Raw genomic sequence first — 17,285 nt, 5'->3', positions numbered from 1 at the left:
CCTGGTGCAATTCGCTACCAAGAAAAATATTGGCATATCATACACCAGATGAAATCTTTGAAAGAGAATTGGATCATATCTATCAAGCAGCTTAAGTGTTCAATTTATTATTGCAATTTACGAATTTATAATTCTTCACATTTTTTGCTCTTTAACTAATTTGTTATCAAAATTGAATACAACGATTAGTAGCTAAGTCCTTCTTACGATTACCAGATTACCAATTCATCTCGATTCTATTTTAGATTTCTTAGCATCTTTTCACTATATAAGTGAACGCAATCTCCGTGCACCATCAACAATATTTTTAAATAATATACAAAAACAGTCACTCTATAGAACATATTTTTCAGAGCAGCTATTTAGCCTCCACATGTGTGGAGAATACGATGATGGACAGCCGCGGGGTACCCCGTCGGAGGATCACCTCCACATGTGTGGAGAATACTTGTCTGATTCGATCACTACAGCAGAGCTGTCAGGATCACCTCCACATGTGTGGAGAATACATGCTCTTAAGGACATGTCGAAGGAAGAAATTGGGATCACCTCCACACTCGTGGAGAATACGCGTTGACGTTGCTTCTTACCAATCTAGTATAGGGATCACCTCCACACTCGTGGAGAATACGCCACATTAGTAATGCCTTGATCTATGACAGCAGGATCACCTCCACACTCGTGGAGAATACCAAATGAGCTTAAAAAGCCAGTGCCACAACAAGGGATCACCTCCACACTCGTGGAGAATACGGTACAAGATTGATGATAAAGACTTGATGCAAGGGATCACCTCCACACTCGTGGAGAATACTAGTTATGATATAAGTGATTTAGTAATTGATGAGGATCACCTCCACACTCGTGGAGAATACCAGTTCATCTTGACGGGTTAATTATGAAAACTAGGATCACCTCCACACTCGTGGAGAATACACTAAATGATCCACGATATATCAACATCCCTCAATCGAAATAATATCATTTTTAATCACTTTTAACAAAGACCAATAATAAAGCCAGAATTACAAAAAGCCACTCCAAATAAAAAAGAAGCATTTCTGCTTCTTTTTGAATAGTTTTGCTCCCAAAGTGCCCCTAGGATTCAAATTTCATTTATAAATCCTTATATATCAAGGTTTAAGGGCTATCCATTAAACGATTTCTTGCTCCTTGAAGCGACCATATACTTTTTCAACTTCACTAACACTCATGAAAGCATACGGATCTGCTCCTTGCACGATTTGGCGAATATCATACATATCATATCGATCAATAATGGTAATCAAAACTGTCTTTTCAATATGACTATATGCACCTTCAGCATCGTGCAAAATAGTGATTCCACGATGCATTCGATTCTGAATTCCATCGATAATATGCTGTGGGTGCTGAGTAACAATCATTACTTGCATCTTCTGGTGTTGGGTGTAAACCGCATCGATTACTCGCCCATTAATAAAAATAGTTAAAGCGGAATAAAGAGCACGTGTCCAACCAAACATGTATCCCGCAGCAGCGATAATAATCAAATTAATAAAAATATTAAATTTTCCGTAACTAATGCCCGTTTTTTGCCTAATTACAATACCAATAATGTCCAGTCCACCAGTTGAAATACCGTTCTTTAATGCCATCCCAGTTCCAACACCGTTGATCGAAGCACCAAAAATCGCACAAACCAGTGGATCCAGGTGCATCTGCCAAAGTTGAATAGCGTGCATCATGATAGAACCTAGAACAACAGCAACGATGGTGAAGAAAGTAAATTTATGTCCTATCTTGAACCAAGCCAATATAAATAAAGGAAAGTTCAAAAGAAAGTACATCATTGATGTTGATAATGTAAACGGTAGATATCTTTCACTTACAGTATTAATTAATTGCGCAAAACCCGTGATTCCTGACGAGTACATATGTCCCGGCGTCCAAAAAAAGTTCAGGGCAACTGCAACCGCAATTGAATAAAAGAAGGCAGCTGACAATTTTGAAAGAAAATTGTAGCGTCGATTGAACTTATCAAGTTGATCCATAGTTTGTCAAGTCCTTTGAGCGAATACTAATAATAAACACATTAATTTTAACAAAAGTTTTGCTTCTGACCAATCTAAATAGACATTTTTATCACTTTTGTTAAATGGAGCCAAAAATGATACTATTCAGTTAAATTATTAATTAGTCTAACCAGATAGAAAGGTGTCTTTCCATGAGTTCTTACTATGAATTAATGTGGCGTGACGATGAGCTAACCTCTTATACCACTGACAAGCTGAATTTTATCTACAACGCAATCAACCATCCTTTGTCTGTACGCTATAGACAACTATATCCTAATCGACTAGACTGGCAAAAAGCCTTGAACAGACACAATGCAGCTATTCAAAAAGTCAAAGACCTTCTTACTGAAAGAAAAGATAGTCATAATATACGTGAAGCTTGGCTTAAACTGCATCCCAATGCACAAGCTAAAGCAAATAATGGGTTTACTGTTGAACAACTAGCTAATAAGTTCCCTTACATGGCAAAACAGCTTGGTGCCTTTATGGAAATTGAAAACATCGAAATCAAATACTTTGATGAAGAATTTAAGCCTAGATATGACTTAGATGATTTTTCTGATATTTTTTCTGCCAACTATCCCGCTAGTGGCTTTACGCAAAGTGGCATTACTCAAGAAGCTTTGCTGAAGCTCTACCCTAACGTCAGTGCTAAAAATTTAGATCAAATTTTAAAAATGGCCGACTGCGAATTCGAGCAAGAAAATGGCACTGAGGTTATTCCTTATTGGTATGCTGTCAATGCTAAAAGAATGCTAGTTGATGGTGATAGTTTTGCCGCAACCTTTGATGACTAAAAAACTGACCGTTTGGTCAGTCTTTTTTATTGGATAACTTGGACACCTTGTTCATCAGGATGTAAGATCAATGTCTCATCTTTTAAATCATGTTTACGTAAGCCCGACAAAAATCCAGCTACATGTTTATCTTCAATCCACGTCATAATAGTTGAACCTGCGCCGCTCAAATAAGTTGCCAAGGCATGTTTTGAATGAGCTACCTCCCGCACTTTTACAAGTTCTGGCACTAGTTTTTCTCGGTAAACTTCATGGAATACATCTTGTTCCATTAATTCTCCTGCTTTAGGGTAGTCTTGAGCAAACAAACTAGCAATTAAAGTATTAGCAACTGCTGAGCCATGCGTAGCTACGCCAAAAGCTAATTCTTTAGGCAAAACTGCTCTAGCTGTCTTAGTTTCCAAATTATAATCGGGTACATAAGCCACCAACGCATATGGAGGAAGTGGTGCTTCAACTGCATCAAAATGATGGTTAACTTCAGCCCCAACAACCAAGCCGCCCAAAATAGTCGGTGCAATATTATCAGGATGTCCCTCGATTTTAGCTCCTAATTGAACCTTTTCTTCATCTGATAGTCCCAGCTTACCAATTTGATTAGCCAATTCAATTCCGGCAGCAATAGCACTTGAACTGCTGCCTAAACCATGAGCCAACGGAATATTGCTTTTGACGCGTAAATGAAGCGGTTGTAAACCTGGATAAACTGTTAGTGCAGTCTTAACAATTAAGTTTTTTTCATCATGTGGAATTCCTTTCATCACATGATCCACCTGAAAGCGATCAGCTACGCTTAAAACTTCTACTTCCAAATAAAGTGAAACCGCCATGCCAAGTGAATCAAAGCCAGGGCCCAAATTTGCCGTTGAAGCTGGTGCTTTAATAATCATTTTTTTCTCCCTTCCTTTACTGTAAAATCTTATAGCTAGCCTTTAAATATTGATCTTGAATTGCTAAATCTTGGAGCTGTTGTCGACTAATATTTTCGGTTACAACTACAATTCTTGATTGTACTTGTTTAATCTCACGAACCGGAATTTCCAAATCAGAGAGTAATTTACTCAAATCAAACAAGGTCTCTTCTGCTTCGAAAGATAAATAATAGGAATACTTCACATCCTCCGAACTTGTTAATTGCATAACATGGGAGAAATTACTAAATGGCTGACCGGTGGTCTTTTTCACTACGTTTTTTATTTCAGTAATCACATCACTCATGACTGAATTAGCCGTTGCAGAGCTACCCGCACCAGGGCCTGTGAATACTGCTGTTCCTAGGCTTTGGCTCTTAATTTGTAAAGCATTTAGTTCATTTTTAATATGCGCCATAATCGCATTTTCTGGCAACAAACATGGAGCAACTTCTACAAATAATTTACCATTAATATTTTTGGCAATCCCAATCAGCTTAATGACATAGCCTAACTTCTGAGCCTGTTTAATGTCAAAATCCTTTAGATTATTAATCCCTTGAATAGTAAAATCATCAATACTAATCTTGGTACCAAAAGCAAACTTGCTTAAAATTACAATCTTGTATGCTGCATCCTTACCTGTAACATCGTTAGTGGGATCAGCCTCCGCAAAGCCCAGCTCTTGAGCATTTTTCAGCGCTTCCTCGTAACTTAGTCCCTTTTCCCCCATTTGTGACAAAATATAATTCGTCGTACCATTAATAATTCCTTGAATTTCGGAAATAATGTCACTGGAATAAGAGGTAGCCAAGGTCCGCAAAATAGGGATCCCGCCTGCAACGCTAGCATCATACATTAAATCACACTTTTTACTTGCAGCTAAATTAATCAATTCCGAACCAAAAGTTGCCATTAAGTCTTTATTGGCCGTAACTACATTTTTTCCAGCATTGATTGCTGCAGTAATATATTCCTTAGCAGGATGAAGCCCACCTATTAATTCAACTACAATTTTAATTTCGGGATCTTGCAAAATCGAATCGAAATCTGTAGTTAGCATCACTTCGTTAGCTAAATTACGATGTTTTTCTGGATTACGTACTAGAGCTTTTTCAATGATGATTTCTTCACCACTTGTTTGTCTAATCTTCTTTTTATTATTTTTAATTATTTTTAAAACACCTGAACCAACTGTTCCTAATCCAAGCAATGCAATTTTGATGGCCATTTGATCTTATCCTCTTTTTAATGATTTTCTTATTTTTATGATTGTATCATAGCTGCTAATCAAGGTACAATAGTTATAATATTAATATTTCATAAGATAGGAAGATTGTTTATGCAATATCGTAGTACTAGAGGTTCAAAAGAAAACACTTTAACTGCACCTCAAGCAATTATTCAAGGCTTGGCTCAAGACGGTGGGCTTTACGTGCCTGTTGCATTTCCTCAAGCTAATTTTAAGTTAGAAGATTTATCCAAACTTTCCTACAAGCAAATCGCTGCCATGGTTATTAGCTTATTCTTTGATGACTTTACTAAGGAGCAAATCACCACTGCAGTTCAAAGCGCTTATAGTGAACAATGGGATGATCGCAGCATTGTTCCAATCGAAAAGCACGATAACCGTTTTTACATGGAGCTTTTTCACGGTCCTACCCTTGCCTTCAAAGATATAGCTTTGCAAATGTTGCCACAATTAATGACCAGAGCTGTTCAAATTGAAAAGATTGCTAAAGATATTATTATTTTAACCGCTACTTCTGGCGATACTGGTACGGCATCAATGCGTGGCTTTGCTAATCAAAAGGGTACCGATGTCATAGTCTTTTATCCTGAAGGTGGCGTTAGTCCTGTTCAACTTAAGCAAATGCTCAGCCAACGCGGCAACAATTTGCGTGCAATTGCAATCAAAGGTAACTTTGACGATGCTCAAACTGAAGTTAAAAAAATCTTCAACGATGATTCTTTCAAAAACCGACTTAATGCTAATGGCTATCAATTTTCTTCAGCTAATTCGATGAATATTGGTCGTCTGGTTCCGCAAATTTCTTACTACCTCTACACCTATGGACAATTAGTACGCAGACAAGAAATTAAACTAGGAGACGAAGTTAACTTTGCTGTGCCAACAGGTAACTTTGGTGACATCCTAGCTGGATATTATGCTAAGAAATTAGGTTTGCCTATTAAAAAGTTGATTTGTGCATCTAATGAAAACAATGTATTGACTGATTTCTTTAATAATGGTGTCTACGATAAGCGACGTAAGTTCCATTTAACCAATGCACCAGCAATGGATATCCTAGTTTCCAGCAATTTGGAACGACTTTTATTTGACCTTTATGACGAAAATAACTATGAAGTCGCTAGTTTAATGAATCAATTGACTCAACGCGGTCATTATCAAGTTAGCGGTGAAGTTTTCACTAAATTACAAAAAAATTTTGCAGCTGGTTTTGCAACAGAAGAAGAGGTTAAATCAGAAATCAAACGGGTCTACAATTATGACCGCTATGTAATTGATCCACATACTGCTGTTGGCTCTTTTGTAGCAAATCAATATCAAAAGAAGACCGGCGATCAAACCCCAATGGTCATTGTTTCAACGGCCAGTCCATATAAGTTCCCAGAAACGGTGTATGAAGCCATCACTGGTGGTCCTAGTATGCAAACTGGCGTCGGTGCAATTAAAGAATTGCATGATGAATTAGGCGGTCAATTATCAATCGGTGTGCGTGCCCTTTTTGATCGTGAACCCAAGACCGAAAAAATTATTGAACCAAATGATATGGAAAAAGAAATCAGTTCAATTTTAGATTTGAAATAATAGTTAAGGAAAAATAGATATGAAAGTTGTTAAATTTGGAGGTTCTTCCCTAGCCTCAGGTAATAGCGTAGATAAGGCCCTAAGTATTATTAATGCCGATCCCGAAAGACAAGTCGTTGTAGTCTCAGCACCGGGCAAAAGAACTGAGGATGATATTAAAGTAACCGATCTAATGATCACTTACGCATATATGAGCTTGAGGAGTAATAATTATCAAGACATCGCTACCCGTATTTTTAAGCGTTATGAATTAATTGCCCAATATTTTGAGCTGCCTGAAGCAGAATTAGAGGATATTAAGCAGCTTCTACTTACATTGCCGAAGCTAAGTTACCCTAATAATGACTACCGCATGGCAACCTTTAAAGCACACGGAGAACGTCTTAATGCAATTTTGATTGCTAAAATTTTAAATCATCAAGGAATTAAAGCACGATTTTTAGAGCCAAAAGATGTAGGTTTAATTGTCACTGGCACTTCTAATAATGCTGAAGTCAATCCTGAAACTTATGTGAACTTAAAAAGAATTAAGGCTGCAAAAGATGAAAAGATCATTTTTCCTGGCTTCTATGGCATTACACCATCAGGACATATTGCTACTTTCTCTCGCGGTGGTTCTGACATTACCGGTGCTATTCTAGCTAGGGGGTTAAACGCTGATCTTTATGAAAACTTCACCGATGTCGATGCTATTTTTTCAGCCAATCCCCATATCGTTGATCAGCCCAAGCCAATTAAAAGAATGACTTATCAAGAAATGCGGGAACTATCTTATGCGGGATTTTCCGTCTTTCACGATGAAGCCTTAATTCCTGCTATTCAAGGCGAAATTCCTGTCAATGTTAAAAATACTAATGCTCCAGAAAAACCTGGGACAATGATCGTACCAGAGGACGGCTTTATACCTAAACACACAATCACAGGTATTGCCGGAGGCAAAAACTTCGCGGCCCTTTATTTAAGAAAATATATGTTAAATAAAGGTGCTGGTTTCACCTTGAAGTTAATGGAAATTTTGCAAAAACATCACGTTTCATATGAACATATGCCATCTGGAATTGATGATATTACCATTATTTTCAAAAAAGATGTCTTAACTGATCAATTAATTGATGTTATCTGTAATGAAATTCAAACTAGTCTAAATCCAGATCAAATGCAGTGGATTGATGATTATGCTATTACAATGGTCGTTGGTGAAGGGATGAAGGACAAGCTGACTTTATGTGCTAGCCTGCTTTACCCTCTTGGTAAAAAGAACATCTCCATTCAAATGATTAACCAGGGTGCATCCCAAATCTCAATTATGATTGGTACCAGACGGCAAGATGAAGAAGTAGTTATCAAAACCATTTATGATAATTTCATTGCTCAGGATAAAATTTAACATAAGCTATAATATAACAAATAAAAAAATGGTAAATCTGGTTATTAGTACCTTGATTTACCATTCTTACTTTATGAGATTATCTTTTTACTAAAAAGTAACTACTTTATACTCCAAATATTTTTCTCCATCAAAGCTCATTTTCACAATAAATGGATTCTTTGGCTGGATCATAGCAAAGGCTTCATATTTAAAGTTTGGATCATAGTAATTAATTACTGATCCAATTGCTGTACCATGTCCACCAATAATCATAGTTTGATCTTGATATTTGGACAAAACTAGCTTCAAAGCTGCAACATTTCTCTCCTGCGTCTCTTTTAAAGATTCGCCATTTCTTAGCTTATAATCAAAATCTTCCCATTGTCTTTCACAATATTCATGAAAATTAGAAATCCACTCATCACCAATTTTTCTTTCTCTAAAGTCAGAAATAGATGATAATGTTAGTTTCTTCTCGTCTATAACTGGTTGAATTGTATCAATTGCACGCTTGAATGGACTAGAAAAAGCTTGGTCGATGTGTTTATCTCTAAAGTAATCAGTTACTTTTTTTCTATCTTGCAACCCCTTTTCTGTCAAAGGACGTGTTAAATCATCATGAACTGATAAATCAGGTTGAGCATGTCTTACAAAATATACTGTTGTCATAATTGTCTCCCAAGCAATAACATATTATATATTTTTTTACTACCGTTATTTGAATCAAATTTTACTTAATCCAATTTATAAATTCAATGATAAATTAATTTTTCCTTGCTCTAATTCAATTTTTCACGATACACTAAAAGCAAATATTTGTATACTCACGAAAGGATTTCATATGGGATTAGAAATACTCAATCATACTGATCAAAAATTAATTTCCAATGCCGATTTTTGGCAATTAGTTGATTTTCAAAGAGAATCAAATAAATTCTCTGAGTTTAAAGGTATTTCCTTTGTTTCCAACATTAAATTTATTGAGAAAAATCTTCTACCACGTTTTGACCAGATCACACTAATTCTTGGACTAACTGATAATGGATCAAATTCAATTGGCAAAAGAATTGACCAAATTTTAAATAAGCGTCGTGATTTGATTGAATATAGTTACGAGCACCAAGATAGTACCTTCACTAAACGCATTTTAGATGGTAGTTTACAACTTTTCTTCACCAAACAGAATTTGATTCACACTAAGCTTTATTTAATGAGAAATCAAAGCAAGTACTCCGTCTTTTCGGGTTCAATGAATCTTACCGATGCGGCTGTTAATAAAAATATGGAGCAATTAGTTTGGGACTACGGCAATACTTCTGATCCATTGTTCAATTGCTACCAACAAATGTTTCAGGATAACCTTGATCAAGCTGCAACATACATTGATGCTAAAAAATTATCTGGTTATTTAAAAGACAAAGATAAAGAAGAGCTACGCATTCATGTGATGCAGGATTCTTCTCTAGAAATTAAAAATAGTCCTAATTCAACTGGTAAAGACATCATCATTCTTCCAGCTGAAGAGATCAAAAAGTATCGTGACCATTACAGCAAAGATGATGAATTAAAGAAATTATCTGAAAATGAAAAGCTTGTTGCTTCACAAACAGTTACTTTATTTGGTGAAGGTGGCAATAAAAGACGTAAGCTAGATACAATCGGGCAAGATTTATATAGCTTAACTCAGCACATTATTCGTCAAGACAAAAAGGCAAAAGCAGATACAACACAAATTGAAAAAGAAGAAGATCTCTTCCCTGTTCCTGTTCAGTTTTACAATAATGGTCAATTATTCCAAGCCTCTAAAATTGGTGATAACATCCCTTCTGAAGTTATTACTTCTGATTTAACTGAAGAGCAATTAAAAAATGCACTTCAGCTTTTCTGTGATATCACTCATGAATATAATACTTACAAAGAAGTTGGTGAAGGCTGGCAAGCTTGTGACTTTATGTTGTTTCTGTATGAATCACCATGGCTTTGGAAAATCCGCAATTTATATGAATTATCTGGAAGCAACGTATCTAGAGAGGACGTGCCTATTGCTACAGCACTAATCGGACAAGGTCGAACTGGTAAGTCCACCCTAGGGAAAAGACTAGCCGCTAAATTAATTGGTGCTCATAATTTCTTAGATAGTGGAATGATGGATCCAAAGAATTATGCCTTTGGCAAGAGTAATATCAATATGACAATTACCAACACGCTAAGTGACTATGTATATACAAATGGTCCTGTAAGTCCATTAATGATTGATGATGTCAGTCCTGAACTTACAACGCGTACTTACTTTGAAAGATTCATCAAGGAAGTTACTAACAACCGTAATTTAACTCATCCCTCACCAGCATTCATTTTCACGATGAATAGACAAGAAAGCTCTATTAAATCACAATTTTCACTAAAGCCTGAAATTATGCGTCGTTTATGGTACTTAAGCTTTGAATCTACTTTTTCAGGTGAAAGTGATCAACGTAATGCAGCATTAACTAGCTTATTTAGCCGTGCAAATGATGATCTTTTTAAATATTGTCAAGTTGAATTAGCAAAATTCTTTACTAACGTTAGTGTTGAAGACGCACAGAAGATTGAAAAAGACTTCTTATATCCAATCAAGCATGTTTTAAAAACTGCACTTGATAAATTTGATATGTATAACCAAGTCAGCAAGTATTTTGAAGAAAATTACGATTATTCCCTATTCGTTGGTCGGAATGACTGGGGAATGTTAATCAATCAAGCAAAAATTGGTAGCGATATCTTATTTATTAAACAAGATGACCGGCTAAAAGCTCAAATCAATAAAGAGCTTTTCAATAAAATCTCCGATCAAACGGCGAAAAACAGTGGCTCTACTATGCTTGATCGCTACTTTAAATATTTGCCTAGAAAATATCACATTGCATCACAACAAACTAGTACTGGCTTTATCCTTGACGTGGAAAACTTTGATAAATGGCTTGATGATGATACGTTAATGAATAAGTATCAAAATAGTAGTTCATTTAGAGATAAGCAACAACGAGACAATCAAGCACAATTAACTCAAACAGTTGATATGCTGGCTAAGGCAATGTTAGAAGATCGTGAACAACGACGAAAAGAAGAGGCTAAAAAGAACCATAGTTGGTTTGGTAATCTCTTCCATAGAAATTAGATTGTATCATTCAAAATAAGGCTTCTAACCTATCATGACTTGAAGTCTTATTTGCTATATGGATAATAATGTTGAGATTTAGATTGATATTCTTTTACTGAAATTATTTCGTCAAAGTTAGAATAGAATCTAGTTTGTGATATTCAATACTTCCAAGTGATAAGGTAACCTTCGTTCCTTTATTTAGATCTAAGATTAAATCTAGATAATCGAGATCAAAATCAATAGGACTGAGACGCAAATTTTTAAGATAAACAACAGAAGCATTCTTTATCTCTGACAAATTAATGATTTGCTTATCTTTTTTACGCAAACCAAGTAACTGGAGCAATTTTAGTGCATCGTTGCTATCATAAGTGATAGATGTGATATTCTTACTATCAATTTGCCAATATGAACTAAAACAGGTAGGTAAAGTTAAAAATACGCCTAAAATTAGTACAATAAGAAATAGCCACCAAGGTTGATAACCAAATTCTGCTAAAAACAGTGAAAGAAAAATCACTACAATCATGCCAATTAAGACGTGACTTAATTTAATAGGAGTTCCACCAATAATTCTGTCTTTCATTGTGCTCACCTTCTTATTTATTTTCCTACGCAATATTATAAAGCTTTTTCAAAATAAACCTTTGAGGTAAAATTTGTGAAAATAGGTATTATTCAAGCTACATCGCAAAAAAGTAAAAATTTCATATTAGAGAAGTATATCAAAGAATCTGTAGGATCCAATGATCAAGTATTCAATTTTGGTATTTATCAAGATAGTTCGGCTAGTCTATCTTACGTGCAAGTTTCCCTAGCTGTTGCATTATTAATTAATAGCAAGGCGACTGACTTCATTGTGACAGGATGTACTTCTGGACAAGGAATGATGCTTGCATGAAATACTTTTCCTAATATTCAATGTGGTTATATCCCCACTCCACAAGATGCTTTTCTTTTTGGTCATATCAATAACGGCAATGTTGTCTCCTTTCCACTAGGACTTAATTGGGGTTGGAGTGGTGAAATCAATTTTGAGCAGACTATAAAAAATCTTTTTGAACAGCCTTGGGGACAAGGTTATCCTCCTTCACAAGCAAAAAGAAAGATAAGAAATGCTCAAGAAGTTAAAAATCTCAACGTAATTAGTAAGAAATTAATGATTGACATTATACCTAAAATTGATCCTGATCTTATTTTCCCTGTGCTCAATTATGAACCGATTTATAACTTCATAATTAAAAACGGAACCGATCAAAAATTAATTTCAATTATCAAAAGGATAAAAAATGACTACAAAAATTGAAAAAATATCTCCTAAAATCTACAAAGTAACTGATAACGATAAGCATCTAGGCACTATTTCTACTTATCACAATCTTTTTCATAACAAATATATTTATCTAAAATTCAATCTAAGTGATTACTCTGTAAATATTCCATTTTCAAAAATAGTTCAAGCAGAGCACCAAGCATTGCAAGTCATGATTGATTCAAATGAAAATCCAATCGTAGATTTTTTATTAAGAAATGGTTTTATCTGCAAACGACACTGTTATACGCTTACCGTCAACAAAAAAGATTTAAAAATTGAGATCAATAACAAATTATCTCTTCATTTTTTCAATACAGAAAGTCCCGATTACAGAACATGTTGCCAATTACTTTATAAATATTACAAACAAGTTCATCAATCTGTGTCACCATTAACTGCTAATATTGACACGTTTATCCAAGAAGTTCCAACAAAAACTGGATATTATAGTACTAATGAACTCGGAGAAATAGATAATCTTGTATTCACTGAAAACAACGAGATTGCATACATCTGTTCTTGGGATAGGTTTAGTTCTAATAATTTTATTGAAACTATTCTAGTTAAAATGTTTCAAAATTATCCTTCAATATTTTTTGAAGCAGACGATACTGACTGGATGGCTTATCAATTACTAAGCTATTTTAAAATAAATAAGAATAACAGTTTCAATACCTATATCTTTCCAAACTAAAGTAAAGACACTGCATCCCTAAAAATGCAGTGTCTTTCTTCAACTATTCTTTTACTAAATGAATCTCTCGATCAAACAACTGATGCATTCCTTCATTAAAGTTATGGGCAATAAAAACAATCGTCGTTTTGCTTTTCAATAAATTCTTCAAAATCAACATTGTAGCTTTCTGATCAATTGCACTAGTTCCCTCATCAATCAAGATAATATCACTATTGTGAACTTTTGCTCTAGCCAATACAATTTTTTGTCTTTGACCTCCGGAAATATTCAGCTTATCAAGATTAATCTTTTCATCTAGTCCTTCAGTAAACTTAGCGATATCATCAGCAAAGTTCACTTCATTTATTACTTGTTTAACTTTTCCATTCAGTTTTTCATTAAACATCGTAATATTTTCTTCAATCGATGCTGGAAAAACTACTGGATCTTGCGGTAAATAGCCTATCTTACTCAAATCAGGATTAATTTTCTTACCAGCCTTATCCTCATAAACAACTTTACCTGCACTAGGCTTAAGTTCACCTAAAATTAGTTTAAACAAAGTAGACTTACCTGCACCAGAATCGCCAGTTAATAAAATCTTTTCGCCTTGCTTAATCTCCAGATCAGGATAAGTCAATTTTTCTCCATTAGGGAACTTTAAAACTAGATCTTTTGTTTTAATTACATTAGGCATAACTACATCTTTTTCAGCTTGCATCGGAATATCACTAGCAGATTTATCAACTTCGGCAAGTAATTTTTTACTACCTTTCATTGCTCCTAACCCGTTAGTAAGTGTATCAATTCCTCCATTTAAGTAATACCGAAAATTACCGACTACCAATAAGGCACCAATTGGAATTTGATGATTTTTAACCAACCAACCAGCAAGCACAAACAATGCTAAACCAAAAGCCGCGGAAACAATTCCATTTACAGCATTAAGCAGTTTAATATAAGCCGTTTGCTTAACATTAGCATCTTCTAATTTTTTTGATGTTTTTTCTATTACGGAAAATAGTTTAGCTCCAGCTAAAAATTGTTGAAGTTGATCCAGACCAGATAACCAATCATTTAATGTATCTAAATATTTTTGATTGCTGTCAGAAATTAATTCTGTTGCTTTTTGTAACGGCTTTTCTGTTAACTTTGGCAGCAAAAGAGAAATAGCTACCATCAAACAAATAGCCAACAATAATTGCCAACTCAATAAAATAAGATAAATTAAAACAAAAACGATCGTTGACACACCATAAATCAATAAGAAGACATTAATAAAGTAGTTATTGTTAAGCATTTGTAAATCATTAGTCAAACGATTTTGCATCTGTGCAACAGTATGCTTTTTCCCGTCATAATAATATCGCTTAACAATTTTATCTCTAACTTGATTATTTAAGTCTTGTACCTGAGCCTGCTGCTGATAATCAACTAAAGCACTCACACCATAGTCAACTAACATAATCAGAAAAGCAAGAACATCGATTAAAATAAACTTAGTCCAATTACGACTTAAAAGGATATTCGTCTCTTCTTGTACAACGTAAGTATTGGTAATTGATAAAGCAGGAATAATAATCCAACCAATTGCAGTTAACCAGAAACGAACTGGATTGGTTTTAATAAAAGCTTTCAAATTCATCTTACTTTATCCCCTTTCTTACTTTTTAATTTAATTTCTTGATCAAATTTTGCTTTTAATTCTGGCGTAAAGTTGTGAGCAATCATCAAAATAGTTTGATCTGTTTTGAGCAATTCATCAATGATTTTTTCGGTAGCTTTTTGATCGATCGCACTAGTTACTTCATCCATTAAAACAAACGATTGCTCGTGTATTTCCGTTCGCGCTAAAACAACTTTTTGCCGTTGTCCACCAGACAAATTTTCACTTTTTAGATCAATTGTTGTATTAACACCATCTGGCATTTTGGCTAAGTCGGATTGGAGTTGAACTGCTTGAACAACATCTTGAAGCTTATCCTGCAAATTTTCGTTAAACATTGTAATGTTCTCTTTGATCGTTGCGGGAAAAACTACTGGATTTTGCGGCATATTGCCAATTCTAGCTTTTCCTTCAGGAATGATAGTTTCATTTTCATCTAGATAGGTCACCGTACCAGATTCAGGTTTTAGCTTACCTAACAAAACATTAAACAAGGTTGATTTTCCTGTTCCTGAATCGCCAGTAAGCAAAACTTTCTGCCCTTTTTTTATTGTAAAATCAGGATAAAAAATTGTTTCCCCCTGATCGTATTTTACAGACAAGCCTGAAACTTTAAGACCGTAGGCTGATACTTTATCTTTATTTTCATCAGGAACTTGCTTTCTTAAATCGGTAATCTGTTCGCGTAAAGCCTTAGTTGACTTAACTTGCGTTAACGACTGAGTAATATTCCAAATTGCTGAAAAAATCGTAAATGCAAAACCACTAGCAACTGCAAAATCACCGAATGAAATCATATTAAGCAAAAACATGATTCCAGCAATAAAGCTCATACCAATTTGTGCAATTGAATTGCTAAAAGCATTAATCAAATAACTTACACTTCTTAATTTTGCACTACCCTTACTTGCGTCCACATAATCACTACTTGATCGATGAATTTGCTTAACCAAACGACTGTATGCACTATAACGACGTAGTTCCTGCAATCCACCAAGCCAATGAGCAATTGTATTTAACAGCTTTTCATTCTTTTTATTTACTTTATCTGTGGCAGCTGATGTTTTCTTCTCCATAATTTTAGGAGCAAAAAGTGTAATCACAGCTAAAATGGCAGTAACCAAAATTAGAATCCAGTTCATGCTTGCTAGTAAAACAATAGCAATCACAATCTCTAAAATCCCACTTAAAATAGTAATCCAAGGTGTAGCATAATCATCTGATAAGATTTTTAAATTGGCTGTTAATCGGTTCTGCATACTAGAGACTTTTTCATCACTTTTTTCATCATAGTAATGATGCATGATTTCTTGCCGAATTTTATGCAGATAGTTTTGCGTCTGCCTAGTGAAAACAACGGTAGTAATTGGTAAAAGCAACGAAGTGAATAATGCTAAAACAAACTGCATTATTTGCCAATAAACATATGTATTAAAATTACCAGCAGTAATTGAATTCAGAGCATATTTAAATAAATATTCACTAAAACTCCCAAATAATGCGTATAAAACATACAATAAGATAATAATGCAGGCTCGAAACACATTGCTTTTAAATAGCTCTTTTAAACTCATACTTCTCCTCCATTAATCATTAATAAAAATATTTATCGTACTTTAATATTACTACACAAAAATAATTTTTTACACATATTTTTTTAATTTTTAAGCTAAATCATATTTCATAAACATAAAATAAGACTAGTAATCAATTCAAATTGACTACTAGTCTCTTTCTTTACCAAAAACTACATTTTTCGCAAAACGTCGATCAATACACGACGTAAGTCTTCGTTCTTCTTGCCCATTTCTTCGATCAATCTAGCTTTATCATCTAAAGCCTGATTATATTTATCTTGCAAAGCATTATATCTTTGCTCCAGTTGATTGTAATTTCTGATTACTGTATTGTAGCGTTCACGCAAACCGCTAGCTTCATCAAATTCATAATTATTCCGACTATCATAATTATTTCGATTATTATAGCGGCGGTTAGACTGATTATTACGTGAGCGGTTATTATTTTCTCTTCTGATCTCAAAAGGATGCTTATTTTGTCGCTTACGTTGATTTTGCGTTTGATTATTATTTCGATTATTGCTATTCTTCTGATTATTCTTACGCTCAAAGTCCTTAGATTGACCTTCACGACTTTCATTCTGATCCTTAGAATGTTGCTCAGGCTTTTCTTTAGTTTCTGTTTCCTTATTTTCAGCCGCTTTTTCAGCATTCTTGCGATACTTTTGATCAATCTTGATATTTTGATAAAAAGGACTAAGTTCAGCTATAACTTTTTCACCATCTTCAACCGAAAAACTTCCCCGCTTGTTAACTGGCTTAATAAAGTTGGTCTTCACAATTGAAGCAATCTTATCTTCTAATTTCTTTTGAATAGATTTATCAATCTTATCATTCTTTATAACTTTAGCTAAAATCTTACGCTTAGTAATTGTCTTAACCCGCTTGTAAGTGTCAATGTTTTTGCGGTAGCCTTTAAACCATTAGTCTAACCTTAATTTC

At 34.5% G+C, this 17,285-nt stretch carries 14 protein-coding genes and 1 CRISPR repeat array; of the genes, 6 read left to right on the top strand and 8 right to left on the bottom strand.

Annotated features, from left to right (window positions below; all coding sequences use genetic code 11):
• Positions 1-360: 360 nt before the first annotated feature.
• A CRISPR array of direct repeats spans positions 361-936; the repeat unit is 28 nt; unit sequence GGATCACCTCCACACTCGTGGAGAATAC.
• Between the two features lie 218 nt (positions 937-1,154).
• Positions 1,155-2,033, bottom strand: coding sequence for a YitT family protein (locus tag CP355_RS07495; RefSeq protein WP_061204761.1), 879 nt, complete (start codon positions 2,031-2,033; stop codon positions 1,155-1,157).
• Between the two features lie 173 nt (positions 2,034-2,206).
• Between CP355_RS07495 and CP355_RS07490 the strand changes: the two genes are divergently transcribed.
• Entirely contained in the window at positions 2,207-2,854 is a 648-nt protein-coding gene (locus tag CP355_RS07490) for a temperature-sensitive replication protein (protein WP_089143274.1), read from the top strand.
• Positions 2,855-2,880: 26 nt separating this feature from the next.
• Here CP355_RS07490 and thrB read toward each other — a convergent pair whose 3' ends face one another.
• Both thrB and CP355_RS07480 read right to left on the bottom strand, forming a co-directional pair.
• The gene (thrB, locus tag CP355_RS07485) at positions 2,881-3,744 is read right to left on the bottom strand and encodes a homoserine kinase (RefSeq protein ID WP_013086455.1); all 864 of its coding nucleotides are present in this window, start codon (positions 3,742-3,744) and stop codon (positions 2,881-2,883) included.
• A gap of 16 nt (positions 3,745-3,760) precedes the next feature.
• Complete coding sequence (locus CP355_RS07480) at positions 3,761-4,996, bottom strand: homoserine dehydrogenase (protein ID WP_013086456.1); 1,236 nt, start codon at positions 4,994-4,996, stop codon at positions 3,761-3,763.
• Positions 4,997-5,107: 111 nt separating this feature from the next.
• Here CP355_RS07480 and thrC point away from each other — a divergent pair, with 111 nt between their 5' ends.
• On the top strand, positions 5,108-6,598 hold the full coding sequence (gene thrC / locus CP355_RS07475; RefSeq protein ID WP_061204764.1) for a threonine synthase: 1,491 nt from the start codon (positions 5,108-5,110) through the stop codon (positions 6,596-6,598).
• A 19-nt stretch (positions 6,599-6,617) separates the two neighbouring features.
• On the top strand, positions 6,618-7,985 hold the full coding sequence (locus CP355_RS07470) for an aspartate kinase (RefSeq protein ID WP_054833014.1): 1,368 nt from the start codon (positions 6,618-6,620) through the stop codon (positions 7,983-7,985).
• Between the two features lie 90 nt (positions 7,986-8,075).
• Here CP355_RS07470 and CP355_RS07465 read toward each other — a convergent pair whose 3' ends face one another.
• Positions 8,076-8,636 (bottom strand): histidine phosphatase family protein, encoded by a 561-nt coding sequence (locus CP355_RS07465; RefSeq protein WP_098044252.1) that lies wholly within the window; start codon positions 8,634-8,636, stop codon positions 8,076-8,078.
• A gap of 172 nt (positions 8,637-8,808) precedes the next feature.
• On the opposite strand from CP355_RS07465, the gene CP355_RS07460 reads away from it, so the two are divergent.
• Positions 8,809-11,124: a phospholipase D family protein gene (locus tag CP355_RS07460; RefSeq protein ID WP_089146780.1), complete on the top strand. Its 2,316-nt coding sequence runs from the start codon at positions 8,809-8,811 to the stop codon at positions 11,122-11,124.
• A 103-nt stretch (positions 11,125-11,227) separates the two neighbouring features.
• On the opposite strand, the gene CP355_RS07455 is transcribed toward CP355_RS07460, so the two are convergent.
• The gene (locus CP355_RS07455; protein ID WP_013086461.1) at positions 11,228-11,695 is read right to left on the bottom strand and encodes a hypothetical protein; all 468 of its coding nucleotides are present in this window, start codon (positions 11,693-11,695) and stop codon (positions 11,228-11,230) included.
• A gap of 75 nt (positions 11,696-11,770) precedes the next feature.
• Here CP355_RS07455 and CP355_RS07450 point away from each other — a divergent pair, with 75 nt between their 5' ends.
• Complete coding sequence (locus CP355_RS07450) at positions 11,771-12,010, top strand: RpiB/LacA/LacB family sugar-phosphate isomerase (protein WP_005719224.1); 240 nt, start codon at positions 11,771-11,773, stop codon at positions 12,008-12,010.
• Positions 12,011-12,398: 388 nt separating this feature from the next.
• On the top strand, positions 12,399-13,118 hold the full coding sequence (locus CP355_RS07445) for a hypothetical protein (RefSeq protein ID WP_057726910.1): 720 nt from the start codon (positions 12,399-12,401) through the stop codon (positions 13,116-13,118).
• A 43-nt stretch (positions 13,119-13,161) separates the two neighbouring features.
• Here the strand turns inward: CP355_RS07445 and CP355_RS07440 are convergent, their stop codons facing one another.
• From CP355_RS07440 to CP355_RS07430, 3 genes are all read right to left on the bottom strand, one after another.
• Positions 13,162-14,745 (bottom strand): ABC transporter ATP-binding protein, encoded by a 1,584-nt coding sequence (locus tag CP355_RS07440; RefSeq protein ID WP_098044251.1) that lies wholly within the window; start codon positions 14,743-14,745, stop codon positions 13,162-13,164.
• Positions 14,742-16,340, bottom strand: coding sequence for an ABC transporter ATP-binding protein (locus CP355_RS07435; protein WP_180707106.1), 1,599 nt, complete (start codon positions 16,338-16,340; stop codon positions 14,742-14,744). Before CP355_RS07435 ends, CP355_RS07440 begins: the two co-directional genes overlap by 4 nt.
• A gap of 173 nt (positions 16,341-16,513) precedes the next feature.
• Complete coding sequence (locus CP355_RS07430; protein WP_233187004.1) at positions 16,514-17,122, bottom strand: hypothetical protein; 609 nt, start codon at positions 17,120-17,122, stop codon at positions 16,514-16,516.
• Positions 17,123-17,285 lie beyond the last annotated feature (163 nt).

The sequence above is a fragment of the Lactobacillus sp. UMNPBX4 genome (assembly GCF_002554115.1).
Lineage (GTDB): Bacteria > Bacillota > Bacilli > Lactobacillales > Lactobacillaceae > Lactobacillus > Lactobacillus gallinarum.
The sequence above is the reverse complement of the archived record's forward strand: the minus strand, read 5'-3'. Positions and strand labels throughout refer to the sequence as shown.

Bases quoted from the DNA above. Each gene is read 5' to 3' on its own strand.
- CP355_RS07495 (WP_061204761.1), bottom strand. From the start codon at position 2,033: ATGGATCAACTTGATAAGTTCAATCGACGCTACAATTTTCTTTCAAAA.
- CP355_RS07490 (WP_089143274.1), top strand. From the start codon at position 2,207: ATGAGTTCTTACTATGAATTAATGTGGCGTGACGATGAGCTAACCTCT.
- thrB (WP_013086455.1), bottom strand. From the start codon at position 3,744: ATGATTATTAAAGCACCAGCTTCAACGGCAAATTTGGGCCCTGGCTTT.
- CP355_RS07480 (WP_013086456.1), bottom strand. From the start codon at position 4,996: ATGGCCATCAAAATTGCATTGCTTGGATTAGGAACAGTTGGTTCAGGT.
- thrC (WP_061204764.1), top strand. From the start codon at position 5,108: ATGCAATATCGTAGTACTAGAGGTTCAAAAGAAAACACTTTAACTGCA.
- CP355_RS07470 (WP_054833014.1), top strand. From the start codon at position 6,618: ATGAAAGTTGTTAAATTTGGAGGTTCTTCCCTAGCCTCAGGTAATAGC.
- CP355_RS07465 (WP_098044252.1), bottom strand. From the start codon at position 8,636: ATGACAACAGTATATTTTGTAAGACATGCTCAACCTGATTTATCAGTT.
- CP355_RS07460 (WP_089146780.1), top strand. From the start codon at position 8,809: ATGGGATTAGAAATACTCAATCATACTGATCAAAAATTAATTTCCAAT.
- CP355_RS07455 (WP_013086461.1), bottom strand. From the start codon at position 11,695: ATGAAAGACAGAATTATTGGTGGAACTCCTATTAAATTAAGTCACGTC.
- CP355_RS07445 (WP_057726910.1), top strand. From the start codon at position 12,399: ATGACTACAAAAATTGAAAAAATATCTCCTAAAATCTACAAAGTAACT.
- CP355_RS07440 (WP_098044251.1), bottom strand. From the start codon at position 14,745: ATGAATTTGAAAGCTTTTATTAAAACCAATCCAGTTCGTTTCTGGTTA.
- CP355_RS07435 (WP_180707106.1), bottom strand. From the start codon at position 16,340: ATGAGTTTAAAAGAGCTATTTAAAAGCAATGTGTTTCGAGCCTGCATT.